This window comes from Paracidovorax sp. MALMAid1276 (assembly GCF_049198005.1).
Taxonomy (GTDB): domain Bacteria; phylum Pseudomonadota; class Gammaproteobacteria; order Burkholderiales; family Burkholderiaceae_C; genus Acidovorax.
Map to the genome: position 1 here is coordinate 1 of NZ_JBMIRS010000017.1, position 13,393 is coordinate 13,393.

14 protein-coding genes are annotated in these 13,393 nt (G+C 69.1%); 13 read left to right on the top strand and 1 reads right to left on the bottom strand.

What is annotated here, in order from left to right; all coding sequences use genetic code 11:
* Positions 1-168 precede the first annotated feature (168 nt).
* On the top strand, positions 169-1,398 hold the full coding sequence (locus ACOQFS_RS00220; protein ID WP_421560970.1) for an HDOD domain-containing protein: 1,230 nt from the start codon (positions 169-171) through the stop codon (positions 1,396-1,398).
* Positions 1,399-1,593: 195 nt separating this feature from the next.
* Positions 1,594-2,562, top strand: a complete 969-nt coding sequence (locus tag ACOQFS_RS00225; protein WP_421560971.1) for a DUF2341 domain-containing protein — start codon at positions 1,594-1,596, stop codon at positions 2,560-2,562.
* 71 nt (positions 2,563-2,633) lie between these two features.
* Here ACOQFS_RS00225 and ACOQFS_RS00230 read toward each other — a convergent pair whose 3' ends face one another.
* Entirely contained in the window at positions 2,634-4,112 is a 1,479-nt protein-coding gene (locus ACOQFS_RS00230) for a PLP-dependent aminotransferase family protein (protein ID WP_421560972.1), read from the bottom strand.
* A 162-nt stretch (positions 4,113-4,274) separates the two neighbouring features.
* Between ACOQFS_RS00230 and ACOQFS_RS00235 the strand changes: the two genes are divergently transcribed.
* The 11 genes from ACOQFS_RS00235 to ACOQFS_RS00285 all read left to right on the top strand — a co-directional run bounded on the left by ACOQFS_RS00235 (position 4,275) and on the right by ACOQFS_RS00285 (position 13,277).
* Entirely contained in the window at positions 4,275-4,889 is a 615-nt protein-coding gene (locus ACOQFS_RS00235; protein ID WP_421560973.1) for a LysE family translocator, read from the top strand.
* On the top strand, positions 4,886-5,803 hold the full coding sequence (locus ACOQFS_RS00240; RefSeq protein ID WP_421560974.1) for a DMT family transporter: 918 nt from the start codon (positions 4,886-4,888) through the stop codon (positions 5,801-5,803). The genes ACOQFS_RS00235 and ACOQFS_RS00240 overlap by 4 nt, the downstream gene beginning before the upstream one ends.
* Positions 5,800-6,129, top strand: coding sequence for a DHCW motif cupin fold protein (locus ACOQFS_RS00245; protein ID WP_421560975.1), 330 nt, complete (start codon positions 5,800-5,802; stop codon positions 6,127-6,129). Before ACOQFS_RS00240 ends, ACOQFS_RS00245 begins: the two co-directional genes overlap by 4 nt.
* Positions 6,130-6,227: 98 nt before the next feature.
* Entirely contained in the window at positions 6,228-7,439 is a 1,212-nt protein-coding gene (locus ACOQFS_RS00250) for a PLP-dependent aminotransferase family protein (protein WP_421560976.1), read from the top strand.
* A gap of 3 nt (positions 7,440-7,442) precedes the next feature.
* A complete protein-coding gene (locus ACOQFS_RS00255) occupies positions 7,443-8,072 on the top strand; it encodes a glutathione S-transferase (protein ID WP_421560977.1) in 630 nt (209 codons plus the stop codon).
* Between the two features lie 20 nt (positions 8,073-8,092).
* Positions 8,093-8,956: a PhzF family phenazine biosynthesis protein gene (locus ACOQFS_RS00260; RefSeq protein ID WP_421560978.1), complete on the top strand. Its 864-nt coding sequence runs from the start codon at positions 8,093-8,095 to the stop codon at positions 8,954-8,956.
* A gap of 338 nt (positions 8,957-9,294) precedes the next feature.
* Positions 9,295-10,170 carry a PhzF family phenazine biosynthesis protein gene (locus ACOQFS_RS00265; protein WP_421560979.1) on the top strand — a complete coding sequence of 292 codons (876 nt, stop codon included), beginning with the start codon at positions 9,295-9,297 and terminating at the stop codon, positions 10,168-10,170.
* On the top strand, positions 10,167-10,886 hold the full coding sequence (locus ACOQFS_RS00270) for a VOC family protein (RefSeq protein ID WP_421560980.1): 720 nt from the start codon (positions 10,167-10,169) through the stop codon (positions 10,884-10,886). The genes ACOQFS_RS00265 and ACOQFS_RS00270 overlap by 4 nt, the downstream gene beginning before the upstream one ends.
* A gap of 2 nt (positions 10,887-10,888) precedes the next feature.
* On the top strand, positions 10,889-11,530 hold the full coding sequence (locus ACOQFS_RS00275; protein ID WP_421560981.1) for a LysE family translocator: 642 nt from the start codon (positions 10,889-10,891) through the stop codon (positions 11,528-11,530).
* Entirely contained in the window at positions 11,527-12,510 is a 984-nt protein-coding gene (locus ACOQFS_RS00280; protein WP_421560982.1) for a threonine dehydratase, read from the top strand. The genes ACOQFS_RS00275 and ACOQFS_RS00280 overlap by 4 nt, the downstream gene beginning before the upstream one ends.
* Positions 12,511-12,605: 95 nt before the next feature.
* A complete protein-coding gene (locus ACOQFS_RS00285) occupies positions 12,606-13,277 on the top strand; it encodes a histidine phosphatase family protein (protein ID WP_421560983.1) in 672 nt (223 codons plus the stop codon).
* The last annotated feature ends 116 nt before the right edge of the window (positions 13,278-13,393 follow it).

Sequence of the window (13,393 nt, forward strand, 5' to 3'; positions counted from 1 at the left end):
TTCGCAGCCAATAGCCCGGCTATTGGCAAGAAAAGCAACGCAGCGGACCGCCCGAGCCCGCGCTATCACGGACCGCAGGGAGTTATGCAGGACATCCTTAACCCTGTTCGCGGGCGGAAGAGGCAACCACCCTCCGGGAGCAGGCCCCGTCACCTCGCCTGAGAGCACATGGTCCAATCCGTCCTTGGCAGCCTCATTTTGGGCTACCGCCCCTTGTGGAACCGTGCCCGCAAGCTGGCCGCGATCCAGCTCTATGCCCACAACGATGCCAGCGCCGTGGTCGATGCCGGCCACCTGCTGCGCACCCTGCAGGAGCTGTGGTCCGCCAGCTCGCCCCCGCTGCTCATCTCCGCCCAGACACGCCAGCTGCTGTGCGACTTTCTCGAACATGCGCCGCGCGGCTCGCCCTGGATCGAGGTCCGCGGCGAGTGGCTGTCGGACTCGGCCATCTTCACGCGCGTGCAGGCCGCGCACCAGCGGGGGCTGAGGCTGGTCTGGCGCGGCGACGCCACCCAGCTGCCCGAGGCCGAGATCGCACGCTGCTTTGACAACAGCCTGCTGACGCTGCCCCCGGAAGCCGCCGTCGCGGCCCTCCAGGCCGCGCCCGCACGGCCCGGCGCACCGGCCCACGCCGCACGCCCCGCCAGCCCGGTGCTGGCGGGCCAGATGTATGAAGGCATTGCCAGCCGCGCGCTGATGGAACACTGCCTGGACCAGAACAACGCGCTGGCGCTGGCCGGCTGGCCCGCCGAAGACGTGCTCTACAGCATGCGCCATTCGCCGCAGCAGCCATCGCACGCGGTGATCTTCAAGCTCATGAAGGCCATCGACGCCGAAGAGTCGCTCGAGTCCTTCGAGGCCATCATGGGCGAAGACCCGCTGCTGGCCTACCGCTTCATGGTCTATACCAACTCGGCCGCGCTGGGCCTGCGCACCGGCATCGACTCGCTGCGCCGGGGGCTGGTGATGATGGGCTTCGCGTCCATCAAGCGATGGCTGTCGGACCAGCTGCCGCATGCCAGCACCGACCCCAACATGCAGCCCGTGCGCGAGACCATGGTGACGCGCGCCAACCTGATGGCCCACCTGCTCGATGCCGGCATCGAAAACGACCTGCGCCGCGAGATCTACCTCTGCGGCCTGCTGTCGCGCCTGGACGAATTGCTGGGCGAACCCCTGGGCACCGTGCTGCGGCGGCTGCCGTTGTCCGAGCGCATCTACGACGCCACCGTGCTGGGCACGGGCCCCTACGCCAGCGGCCTGCAGATGGCCTGCGCCCTGGAGACCGACGACGCGAGCGCGATCCGCCAGCTGTGCGAAACGCACGAGATGGACCTCGAAGAGGTCAACCGCGCATTGCTGCGCGTGCTGGCCGATCTGGTCGTGGAGCGGCGCTGATCGGCCAGCGGGCGCCCTCAATGCTCAATGCTCAATGCTCAATGCTCAACGGCTTTGGCCCTGCAGAAAGCTCCCATGCGCTACACCTCTTCGCAACCCCGGGCATGAGCCCGTGCGGCGCACCCGGCGCATCCACTCATACCGATTGCACTCCAATGCGATCTTCAAAAAGACATTGAACAGGCTCTTACTCGCATGCACCCCATCTTCAAGCGACTTTGCGCCCTGGCTCTGCGGGCAGGCACCGGCCTTCTGGCCCTGCCCGCCCTGGCCCAGCCGGCCGGCTGGACCTATGTGGACGAGGTGCGCGTGTTCAACGAAACCGCCCAGGAGGTCGAGGGCTACCAGCTGCCGCTGGAGCTGGACGCCGCCACCATGGCCAGCCTCGGCCAGTTGCGCCCCGACGCGGGCGACCTGCGCTTCGGCCTGGACGTGGCCGGCACGCAGACCTTGCCCTACTGGGTGCAGTCGGGCCTGGGCACACAGCGCATGCTGGTATGGGTGCGCCTGCCGCGGCTGGCAGCCAGCGGCGTGACGCGCTTTTACATTTACCGGGGCAACCCCGCGGCCACCCACCCGGACGCCGCGTCCATCGAGAGCACATTCCTGGTGTTCAACGCCCATGCGAGTCCTGAGAACAACACCGCGACGCTGCAGCGGGGCGGCGGCAAGGTGTCGATGGCGCCGCACTCGGTGCGCGGCATGCGGTTCGAGGCGCGTCAGGATTTGCTGGTGGTGGCGCTCGGCAAGAACGAGCCGCAGGGCACTGCGCGCGTGGTCACGCTGTGGGACGTGCCTTCGCGCACCCGGCTGATGCAGTTGCCGGTGAGCGGACCGGCCGGGCGCTATGGCTATGCGCTGGCGGCCGCGCCGGTCTGGCTGGCGCAGGGTGGTGAGTACCTGCTCACCCTGCAACAGGGCGCCAACGAGGGCTACTACTACCAGCAGGCTGCGCAGGCGCATCCGGCCGTCCAGATCCTGGGCGCGCGCTATTGCAACCAGTGCGACGCCAACACCTTCCCGACACTGGGCCTGCCCGGCATGCAGTACGGGTACCCGGACATCATGTTCCTTACGCGCCGACAGATCACGCCCGAGCCCAATTACGAGTACGAGAACATCATCCAGCCGCCAGAACCCCCTGAGCCGGAAGACCTGGAGTAGCCCCTGCGCGCTGAAGCCGCGCGCCGCATGTGGGGCTGAACGCCGCAGGCCGAAGGCTTCTTGCGCGCGGCTCAGGCCGCCTTGACCACCCGCTTGAACACCTGCCAGAACGCCGCGTCCTGCGTGGTGGCGAAATTGATGCGCATGAGTGTGCTGGGCTTGCGCTCGGCATGGAACAGCGCCCCGGGGGCCAGCAGGTAGCCCTCGTCCAGCATGCGCTGGGCCAGCGCGTCGGTGTCCACGCCGGTGTCCACCCAGCCAAACAGGCCGACGGGCTCGGCCGCGAACGTGCAGCCCGCACCCAGAGCCAACTTCACGCTGCGTGCCCGGGCCGCATCCAGCCGCGTGCGGATGCGCTCGGCATGCCGGCGCAGCTGGCCTTGTTCTATGCACAGCGCCAGGGCCTTTTCCAGCAGCGCCGGGGTGGTCAGCGTGGCCAGCAGTTTGGTGTCCAGCAGCTGTTCGGTGAGTGCGGGCGGCGCGGCCAGAAAGCCGATGCGCCAGTTGGGCGCGAGGATCTTGGCAAAGCCGCTCACGTAGATGGTGCGCGACAGGCCGTCAAGGGCCGTGAGGCGTGTGGCGTGCTCGGGCGCGATGTGGCTGTAGGTATCGTCCTCCACCACATGGAAGTTGTGCTGGTTGGCCAGCTGCAGGATGCGGTGCGCGCTGCCCGGCGTGAGGCAATAGCCCGTGGGGTTGTGGAACACGCTCACGCTCACGTACAGCTTGGGCCGGTGCACTTCGCAATAGCGGGCCATGACCTCCAGGTCCGGCCCGTCGGCGCGGCGGGGCACGGGCAGGATGTGCATGCCCAGGGCGGCCAGCCGCGCAAACTCCACGGCCCAGCCGGGTTCTTCCACCATCACCGGGTCGCCGGGGCGCAGCAGCGTGCGGCTCACGATGTCGAGCGCGTGCGTGGCGCCGACAGTGGTGATGATGTGCTCGGGCGCGGCATGCACGTTCAGCGTGGCCAGCTTTTGCGACAGCACACGGCGCAGCCCGGCGTCGCCGAGCGGCTCGCCGTACTGCAATGAAAAATCCTGCAGCGCCCGGGTGCCCGTCACCTTGCGCACGGCGGCCGGCATGAAGGTGGACTCCAGCCAGTCGGACGGAAACACGCCCATGCCGGGCTGCGGCTTGTCGCTGATCTTGTGGAACATGCCGCGGATGAGCGCCGTGGCATTGACCGGGGGAGCACCTCGCCCCGGGGCCCGGGCGACGAGCCCGTGCGCCGCGTCCGCCGGGCCCGGCGCAGACCGCGCCGTGCCGCGCGTGTCGGCGGCGCCCTCGTGCGCCCCCGTGTCGGCTGCCCGCCCGGGGGCTATCTCACGCACAAAAAAGCCCCGGTTCTTGCGCGCCTCCACCAGGCCCTGGGCCAGCAGCTGGTCGTAGGCCGCCACCACGGTGGACGGGCTCACCGCGTGCTGCTGCGCGCACTGCCGCACCGAGGGCAGCCGCGCGCCCGGCGCCAGCAGCCGGGTCCGGATGCGCTCGCCAAAGCGGGCGGAGAGCTGCTCGGTGAGGGACTGGGTGGGGGTCTTCATCAGCATGGGGGCCTTCTTTCCAACGCGCGCGCTGCACGCCGTGTGTACTGTCCAAGCAATCAATACAGTTCGCCAACTGACCTGCAAAACTGTACTGGTTGTGTATTGGCAGCAAAGATTACATTGATCCCCCTGAACTGACAAGCCGCCCCACTCACCCCCTTGCCCATGAGCGCCGCCGAACTCACTGCCCTGCTGCTGTTTTGCACCGCCATGAGCTTTTCGCCCGGTCCCAACACCACCTTGTCCACGGCACTCGCGGCCAACCTGGGGCTCCGGCGCGCCTTGCGCTTTTGCCTGGCCGTACCGGCGGGCTGGACCCTGTTGATGCTGGGCAGCGGCCTGGGCCTGGGCGCGCTCATCACCGGCGTGCCTGCGCTGCGCTGGGCGGTCACCCTGCTGGGCGTGGCCTACATGCTCTGGCTGGCGCTCAAGCTCAGCCGTGCGGGTGATCTGGCCGAGGTGGATGCAACCCGCCTCAACGTCACCTTCTGGCAGGGCGTGGGCCTGCAGTTCGTCAACATCAAGGCCTGGATGCTGGCGCTCACGCTGAGCGCGGGCTGGGTGGTCAACGCTGCAGGGCAGCCCGCCAGCAACCCCGGCCAGCGCCTGGCCATCATCTGCGCGGTGATGATGCTGTTCGCGTTCTCCAGCAACTTTCTGTACGCCCTGGTCGGTTCCCTGCTGCGCCAGTGGCTGGCGCAGGGGCAACGCCTGCTGTGGTTCAACCGCGCGCTGGCCCTGGTGCTGATGGCCACGGCGCTCTGGATGTTGACGCTATGAATGCTGCACACGAAAAGGAAGCCCTGCTGTGGGGCCTGGTGGGCGTGACGCTGTTTGCCGCCACCCTGCCCATGACGCGGCTGGCCGTGGGCCCTGTCGATGCGCCCCAGCTCTCGCCCTGGTTCGTCACCTTCGGGCGCGCGGCAGTGGCCGGGCTGCTGTCCATGGGCTACCTGTGGCACCAGCGGGCGCGCGGCCGCCTCAACGTGCCACAGCGCGCCGAGTGGCCGCTGCTGGCGGTCACGGCGTTCGGCGTCATCGTGGGCTTCCCGCTGTTTCTGGCGCTGGCCCTGCGGACCGTGCCCAGCACCCACGGGGCCGTGGTCACGGCGTTGCTGCCGCTGTCCACCGCGCTGCTGGGCGCGCTGTGGTACCGGCAGCGCCCCTCGGCCGGGTTCTGGGCCTGCGCCGTGCTGGGCAGCGGCCTGGTGCTGGGTTTCATGGTCTGGCGCGCCGGCGGCTTCTACCTGGGCACGGCCAACGTCTACCTGCTGATTGCGATGACCACGGGCGCGCTGGGCTACATCGGCGGCGCGCGCCTCACGCCGCGCCTGGGTGCCGAGCAGGTGATCTGCTGGGTGCTGGTGGCCTCGCTGCCACTGACCCTGCCCGTGGCGCTGTGGTTTGCGCCCGCGACGCCTTCGGCCATCGGCGCGATGAGCTGGGCCGGGTTTCTGTATGTGGCGCTGTTCTCCATGTGGATCGGCTTTTTTGCGTGGTACCGGGCGCTGGCCCTGGGTGCCGTGCGGGTCAGCCAGATCCAGCTCTTTCAGCCGTTTCTGAGCCTGCTGTTCGCCGTGCCGCTGGTGGGCGAACGGCTGGACACGGCCACGCTGGTGTTCGCGCTGGCCGTGATCGCCACCGTCTACCTGGGTAAAAAAATGCCCGTGCACACTGCGCCGCGCCCCGTATGAAGCTCAACCAGATTCCGTTTGCCATGACCGACTGGTCTGCGATACCACGCGAAGAAAAAAGCGCCGCGTCGGGACAGGCCTTCTGGCGCACCCAGCACTTCGGCGATGTGCGCGTGCGCATGGTGGAGTACACGCCCGGGTATGTCTCTGACCACTGGTGCACCAAAGGCCATGTGTTGCTGTGCCTGAGCGGAGAACTGCTGACCGAGCTGGAGGACGGCCGCCAGTTCAGGCTGGCGCCGGGCATGAGCTATCAGGTGGCGGACAATGCGGAACCCCATCGGTCCACATCGCCCCAGGGGGCCATGCTGTTCATCGTGGACTGAAGCCGCCAAGCCGCCCCCGTTGAAACGCTGGATCCGATCTGATTTTTTGATGCTATTGCAACCGTAGCGGCCCAGCCAACCGCCGCAGGAGAACGAGAGTGAAACTGAACGACCTTCCCGAGACGAATACCTGGACCCTGGCCCGCCGCGCCGAGCGCATGAACCCCTCGGTCATCCGCGAGATCCTGAAGGTGACCGAGAAGCCCGGCATCATCAGCCTGGCCGGTGGCCTGCCTTCGCCCAAGACCTTCCCCATCTCGGCCTTTGCCGAGGCCTCGGCCGCCGTACTGGCCCAGGACGGCCCGGGCGCCCTGCAATATGCCGCCAGCGAAGGCTACGGCCCGCTGCGCCAGGCGATTGCCGACTTCCTGCCCTGGGACGTGAACCCCGACCAGATCCTGATCACCACCGGCTCGCAGCAGGCGCTGGACCTGATTGCCAAGGTGCTGATCGACGAAGGCAGCCGCGTGCTGGTGGAAACGCCCACCTACCTGGGCGCGCTGCAGGCCTTCACGCCCATGGAGCCTGCCGTGGTGGCCGTGGCGAGCGACGATGAAGGCGTGCTCATCGACGACCTGAAAGCCCAGGTGGGCACGGGTGCCGACAAGGCGCGCTTTCTGTACGTGCTGCCCAACTTCCAGAACCCCACGGGCCGCACCATGACCGAGGCCCGCCGCGCGGCGCTGGTGAAGGCCGCCGCCGAATTGAATTTGCCGCTGGTGGAGGACAACCCCTACGGCGACCTGTGGTTCGATGCCCCGCCGCCCGCACCGCTCACGGCCCGCAACCCCGAGGGCTGCATCTACATGGGCTCGTTCTCCAAGGTGCTGGCCCCCGGCCTGCGCCTGGGCTTTGTGGTGGCGCCCAAGGCGGTGTACCCCAAGCTGCTGCAGGCCAAGCAGGCGGCCGACCTGCACACCCCCGGCTACAACCAGCGCCTGGTGGCCGAGGTGATGAAGGGCGGCTTCCTGGACCGCCACGTGCCCACCATCCGCGCGCTGTACAAGGAGCAGTGCGAGGCCATGCTGGCCGCGCTGGACAAGGAAATGGCGGGCCTGGACGTGCAATGGAACCGCCCGGACGGCGGCATGTTCCTGTGGGTGCGCCTGCCCGAGGGCATGAGCGCGATCAACCTGCTGCCCAAGGCCGTGGAGCGCAACGTGGCCTTTGTGCCCGGCGCTGCGTTCTACGCCGACAACGCCGACCCGCGCACGCTGCGCCTGTCGTTCGTCACCTCCACCAGGGAGCAGATCGCCACGGGCATCGCCGCGCTGGCCACAGCGGTGCGCGACAGCCTGCAAGGTCGCTAGGCCATGCTCAGGATCTGGGGGCGGCTGTCGTCCATCAATGTGCGCAAGGTGGTGTGGGCCGTGCAGGAGCTGGGCCTGCCGTCCGTGCAGCGCACGGACGCGGGCGGCCAGTTCGGCATCGTGCGCGAGGCGCAGTTCCTGCGGCTCAACCCCAACGGCCTGGTGCCGTTGATCGAGGACGAGGACGCCGGCGTCGCCCTGTGGGAATCCAACCCCATCGTGCGCTACCTGTGCGCGCGCCATTCCCCAGGCAACCTGTACCCGGAAGACCTGCCCGCGCGTTTCGTGGCCGAGCAGTGGATGGACTGGCAGCAGACCACGCTGAACCCCGCAGGGCGCGATGCGTTTGTGCAATGGGTGCGCACACCCCCTGCGCAGCGCAATGACGCGCTCATCGCGGCCTCGGTCGCAGCGACCGAGCCCCTGATGGCCATGCTGGACGAGCATCTGGCGCGCAATGCCTACATGGCCGGCGAGCGCTTTACCATGGCAGACATCCCGGTGGGCTGCGAGATCCACCGCTGGTGGGGGCTGCCGCAGGAACGCCCGGCGCGGCCGCACCTCGAGCGGTGGTACCAGTCGATCAGCCAGCGCCCTGGCGCCCGGGGCGTTCTCGACCAGCCCCTGACCTGACGCCAACGTTCCATCCCGCCATGCACCAGCGCCCCTTCAAGCAGATCGACGTGTTCAGCGACCGCCCCGGCTACGGCAACCCTGTGGCCGTGGTGCTGGACGCGGCCGACCTCAGCGACAACGACATGCGCCGCTTCGCGGCATGGACCAACCTGTCGGAAACCACGTTTTTGCTGCCCCCGAGCGACGCCGGGCGGGCCGCTGGCGCCGACTACCGCCTGCGCATCTTCAGCCCCGGCGGCGAGCTGCCCTTTGCGGGCCACCCCACGCTGGGCACCTGCCATGCATGGCTGCAGGCGGGCCACACGCCACGCCAGAGCGGCATGGTGATCCAGGAATGCGCGCTGGGCCTGGTGCGCGTGGAGATGGCCGGCGACACGCTGGCATTTGCCGCACCGCCGCTCAAGCGCAGTGCGCCCAGCCCCGCGCTGGTGCCCCTGATCGCCAGCGCCCTGGGCCTGCGCCCGCAGCAGATCGTGGGCGCGCAGCTGCTGGACAACGGCCCCGTATGGCTGGGCCTGCTGGTGGACAGCGCCGACACCGTGCTGGGCCTCACGCCCGACCATGCGCGGCTGAAGGACCTGGGCCAGGACGTGGGCGTGATCCACGTGGGCCCCTCGGCCGCCGACACCCGCCAGCCCGGCGCCGTGGTGCGCGCCTTCGCCGCACCCATGGGCAACCCCGAAGACCCGGTGACCGGCACACTGAACGCGAGCCTGGCCGAATGGCTGATCGCCGACGGCCTGGCGCCCCGGCGCTACCTGGTGGCCCAGGGCGAATGCCTGGGCCGCGCGGGGCGCGTGCACGTGCGCCAGGACGACCAGCACCAGATCTGGGTGGGCGGCCAGGCCGTGACCTGTATCGAGGGTACGGTGCTGCTATGAGCCCGCACCGCGCCGCGCCACGTCCCAGCGGCTGACTTTTTAGGCGACGCTGAATAAGTCCCCGAGATGGCGCGCGCCCTGGTTTGGGATGGGCTGCAAGGCGCAAAGCGCAGCCATAGCCGTAGCTATGGCGAGCATTTGCAACACAGCAGACCGCCCAAAACAGGGATGCGCGGCGCGCGAGGGACTTGTTCAGCGTTGCCTTTACTCTCGGCCTCGCCAGAGCGCCGAGCCACGATAGACCCCTTGCACATCGGGCCACACCCCGGTGAGCCCCCGGCGTGCCCGGCCGCCGCCACCTTCGCCACCTTTTTTTGATCTCAAGGACCGTGACCACCATGCACCAGCGCCCTTTCCAGCAAGTCGATGTCTTCACCGACCAGCCCTACCGCGGCAACCCCCTGGCCGTGGTGCTCGATGGCACCGGCCTCAGCACCGAGGCCATGCAGGCGTTCACCAACTGGACCAATCTGTCCGAAGCGACCTTCCTGCTGCCCCCCACCCCCGAGGGCCGCGCGGCCGGCGCCGACTACCGCGTGCGCATCTTCTGCCCCGGGCGCGAGCTGCCTTTTGCGGGCCACCCCACGCTGGGCAGTTGCCACGCGTGGCTCAAGGCCGGCGGCCAGCCGCAGGCGGCGGGCAAGGTGGTGCAGGAATGCGGCGTGGGCCTGGTCACGCTGCGCCAGGACGGCGAGCGCCTGGCCTTTGCCGCGCCGCCCCTGATCAAAAGCGGCCCGCTGGCAGAAGACGACGTGGCGCTGATTGCCCAAGGCCTGGGCGTGGCGCGCAGCGACATCCTGCACCACGCCTGGTGCGACAACGGCCCGAACTGGCGCGGCGTGATGCTGCGATCGGCCGAGCAGGTGCGTGCGCTGAAGCCCGACGCCAGCCTCCTGGGCCAGCTGGACGTGGGCGTGGTCGGGCCGCGCGGCAAAGTGGGCGTGATCGGCAGCACCGACGCCGACGGCATTGCGTTTGAAGTGCGCGCCTTCTTCCCCGGCAACAACGGCCTGGCCGAAGACCCCGTCACCGGCAGCCTGAACGCGGCCCTCGCGCAGTGGCTCATCGGCGCGGGCCTGGCCCCTGCGCAGTACGTGGCCGCCCAGGGCACCTGCCTGGGCCGTGCGGGGCGCGTTTTCGTGACGCAGGAGGGCGACACGATCTGGGTGGGCGGCAGCTCGGTCACCTGCATGGCCGGCGAGGTGCTGCTGTGACGGCGCCCACACCCCGGGCCGCCGCCTGCGTGGACCACCTCGTCGTGCTGGCGGCCGACCTGGCCAGCGGCGTGGCCTGGTGCGAACGCACCTTCGGCTTTGCCCCCACGGCCGGCGGCGAGCACCCGCTGATGGGCACACACAACCGCATCTTCAATGTGTCCAGCCCCGCGCATCCTCGGGCCTACCTGGAGATCATTGCTATCAATCCAGGAGCTGAAAGCGCCCTTCCAATAAGCGCAAAGCGCTGGTTTGACATGGATGACCCGGCCCTGCGCGCGCAGATCGAAGCGCACGGGCCGCAGCTGATCCACTGGGTGGCCTCCGTGCCCGATGTGCAGGCCAGCACCACGGCCCTGGCTGCGCTGGACATCGACCGGGGCACCATCATCACCGCCAGCCGCCCCACACCCGGCGGCCTGCTGCAGTGGCAGATCACCGTGCGCGACGACGGCGCGCGCCTGATGGACGGCTGCCTGCCCACGCTCATCGAGTGGGGCGCCGTGCACCCCTGCAGCAGCCTGTCCGACAGCGGCGTGCAGCTGCAGCAGCTCACGCTGCAACACCCCCAGGCCGCCACGCTGCAAGCGGCGTGCGACGCCATCGGCACGGCCGGGTGCGTGGACGTGGTAGCGGGCGGCACGCCGTGCATCACCGCCGTACTCGGCACCCCGCGCGGGCCCGTCGCGCTCACGTCCATCCCACCGGAGCCCTGACCATGCCGCTCGCCCCGCACGAACTGCTTTTCTTCGCCCTGGCCGCGCTGGTGCTGGTGCTCACGCCCGGGCCCAACATGGTGTATTGCGTCTCGCGCAGCCTCACGCAGGGGCCGCAGGCCGGTCTCGTCTCGCTGGCCGGGGTGCTGCTGGGCTTTGTCGTGCACCTGCTGGCCGCCGCGCTCGGCCTCACCGCGCTGCTGGCGGCCGTGCCGCTGGCGTTCGATGCCATCCGCTGCGCGGGGGCCGCCTACCTGCTGTGGATGGCCTGGCAGGCGGTCAAGCCCGGCGGCGCGGCCCCGTTCGAGGCGCGCCACCTGCCGCACGACAGCCCGCGAACGCTGTTCCTCATGGGCTTCATGACCAATCTCTTGAACCCCAAGGTCGCGATGTTCTATCTGTCGTTCTTTCCGCAGTTTCTGCACCCCGAGCGCGGCCAGCTGCTGCTGCAAAGCCTGACCTTGGGCGCCGTGCAAATCGCCACCAGCGCCGCCGTGAATGCGCTGCTGGTGCTAGGCGCCGCGCGCGTCGCGCTGTTCCTCAACCGCAATGCTGCATGGATGCGCGCACAGCGCTACTTCATGGGCACCGTCCTGGGTCTGCTCGCCCTCAAACTGTTGACTGAAAAGAAAGCCGCCGCATGAACACCCGCCTCGACCCCGCAGCTTTGCTGCCCACCCTCGCCGACATCGAAGCCGCCGCCCAGGTGGTGTACCGCGACTTTGCCGCCACGCCCCAGTACCGCTGGGCGCTGCTGAGCGAGCGGCTGGGCACCGACTGCTGGCTCAAGCACGAAAACCACACGCCCGTGGGCGCCTTCAAGATTCGCGGCGGGCTGACCTATTTCGACCAGCTGGCGCAGCGCGGCGCCCTGCCGCGCGAAGTGGTCAGCGCCACGCGCGGCAACCACGGCCAGAGCATGGGCTGGGCCGCGCGCCGCCACGGCGTGGCCTGCACCATCGTCGTGCCGCGCGGCAATTCGCTCGAGAAGAACGCCGCCATGCGCGCCCTGGGCGTCACGCTGATCGAACACGGAGACGACTTTCAGGCAGCGCGCGAGCACGCCATGCAGCTGGCCACCGAGCGCGGCGCGCACATGGTGCCCAGCTTTCACCCCGACCTGCTGCGCGGCGTGAGCACCTACTGGTGGGAATTCTTGCGCGCCGTGCCGCAGCTGGACGTGGTGTATGTGCCCATCGGCCAGGGCTCGGGCGCGTGCTCGGCCATTGCCGCCAAGCGCGCGCTGCAGCACCCCGTGCGCGTGGTCGGCGTGGTCAGCCGCCACGCCACCACCTATGCCGACTCGGTGGCCGCCGGGCGCGTGGTGGAGGCGCCCGTCACCACCCAGCTCGCCGACGGCATGGCCTGCCGCGTGGCCGACGCCGAGGCGCTGGCCATCATCGCTCCGCACATAGCCCACATCGTGCAGGTGAGCGATGACGAGGTGGCCGCCGCCATGCGCGCACTCTTTGCCGACACGCACAACGTGGCCGAAGGCGCGGGCGCAGCGGCGCTGGCAGCAGCACTGCAGGAGCGCGACCGGCTGAAGGGCATGAACGTGGGGCTGGCGTTGACAGGCGGCAACGTGGATGCGCCTGTGTTTGGCAGCGTTCTGCAGGGCTGATCGCTGCGCCAGCTGCAGCTCATTCGCTACATTTTTTATAGCTTTCGTCGCTTCTGCGACAAGCGCGGGGGGCTGATTTACCCACAATCCGCCGCATGGGAACCCTCTACCTTGTGCGCCACGGCCAGGCCTCGTTTGGCGCGGATGACTACGACGTGCTCAGCCCGCGCGGGCGGCAGCAGGCCGTGCGCCTGGGCGAATACTGGCGCGCGCGCGGACTGGCCTTCGATGCCGTGATGACGGGCACGCTGCGCCGCCACACCGACACGCTGGCCGGCATTGCCGAGGGGCTGCAGACCCAGCCCGAAGCGACGCGCTGGCCCGGCCTGAACGAGTACGACAGCCATGCCCTGATCTCCGCCGTGCACCCCCAGCCGCTGGGCCCGGCCGACACGCCCGAAAAATACCGTGCGCACTTCCGCATCCTGTGCGACGCGCTGGCGCAGTGGATGGCGGGCGTCATCAGCCCGCAGGGCATGCCCAGCTGGATCGAGTTCTCGGCCGGCGTGCGCGAAGCGCTGGACCACGTGCGCCACCACCACACGGGGCAGAACGTGCTGCTGGTGAGCAGCGGCGGCCCGATTTCCACCGCCGTGGGCGAGGTGCTTGGGACCGCGCCGGAGGTGACCATTGCGCTGAACATGCGGCTTCGCAACAGCGCCGTCTCGGAGTTCACCATCTCGCCCAAGCGCCTGATGCTGCAGACCTTCAACACGCTGCCGCACCTGAACGAAGCGCCCCACCTGGAGTGGATCACGCACGCGTGAAAACGGGGACATCCCCCTGAGGCGCCTTGTGCGCCTTCCCCCTTCTCTCGAAGCGCTGACGCGCTTCGGGAAGGGGGACGCAGCCCTCGCTGCGGGGCGGCCCTTGCTCGGCTGCC

Excerpts from the sequence above, each read along its gene's own strand:
- ACOQFS_RS00220 (WP_421560970.1), top strand. The coding sequence starts at position 169 with ATGGTCCAATCCGTCCTTGGCAGCCTCATTTTGGGCTACCGCCCCTTG.
- ACOQFS_RS00225 (WP_421560971.1), top strand. The coding sequence starts at position 1,594 with ATGCACCCCATCTTCAAGCGACTTTGCGCCCTGGCTCTGCGGGCAGGC.
- ACOQFS_RS00230 (WP_421560972.1), bottom strand. The coding sequence starts at position 4,112 with ATGCTGATGAAGACCCCCACCCAGTCCCTCACCGAGCAGCTCTCCGCC.
- ACOQFS_RS00235 (WP_421560973.1), top strand. The coding sequence starts at position 4,275 with ATGAGCGCCGCCGAACTCACTGCCCTGCTGCTGTTTTGCACCGCCATG.
- ACOQFS_RS00240 (WP_421560974.1), top strand. The coding sequence starts at position 4,886 with ATGAATGCTGCACACGAAAAGGAAGCCCTGCTGTGGGGCCTGGTGGGC.
- ACOQFS_RS00245 (WP_421560975.1), top strand. The coding sequence starts at position 5,800 with ATGAAGCTCAACCAGATTCCGTTTGCCATGACCGACTGGTCTGCGATA.
- ACOQFS_RS00255 (WP_421560977.1), top strand. The coding sequence starts at position 7,443 with ATGCTCAGGATCTGGGGGCGGCTGTCGTCCATCAATGTGCGCAAGGTG.
- ACOQFS_RS00260 (WP_421560978.1), top strand. The coding sequence starts at position 8,093 with ATGCACCAGCGCCCCTTCAAGCAGATCGACGTGTTCAGCGACCGCCCC.
- ACOQFS_RS00265 (WP_421560979.1), top strand. The coding sequence starts at position 9,295 with ATGCACCAGCGCCCTTTCCAGCAAGTCGATGTCTTCACCGACCAGCCC.
- ACOQFS_RS00275 (WP_421560981.1), top strand. The coding sequence starts at position 10,889 with ATGCCGCTCGCCCCGCACGAACTGCTTTTCTTCGCCCTGGCCGCGCTG.
- ACOQFS_RS00280 (WP_421560982.1), top strand. The coding sequence starts at position 11,527 with ATGAACACCCGCCTCGACCCCGCAGCTTTGCTGCCCACCCTCGCCGAC.
- ACOQFS_RS00285 (WP_421560983.1), top strand. The coding sequence starts at position 12,606 with ATGGGAACCCTCTACCTTGTGCGCCACGGCCAGGCCTCGTTTGGCGCG.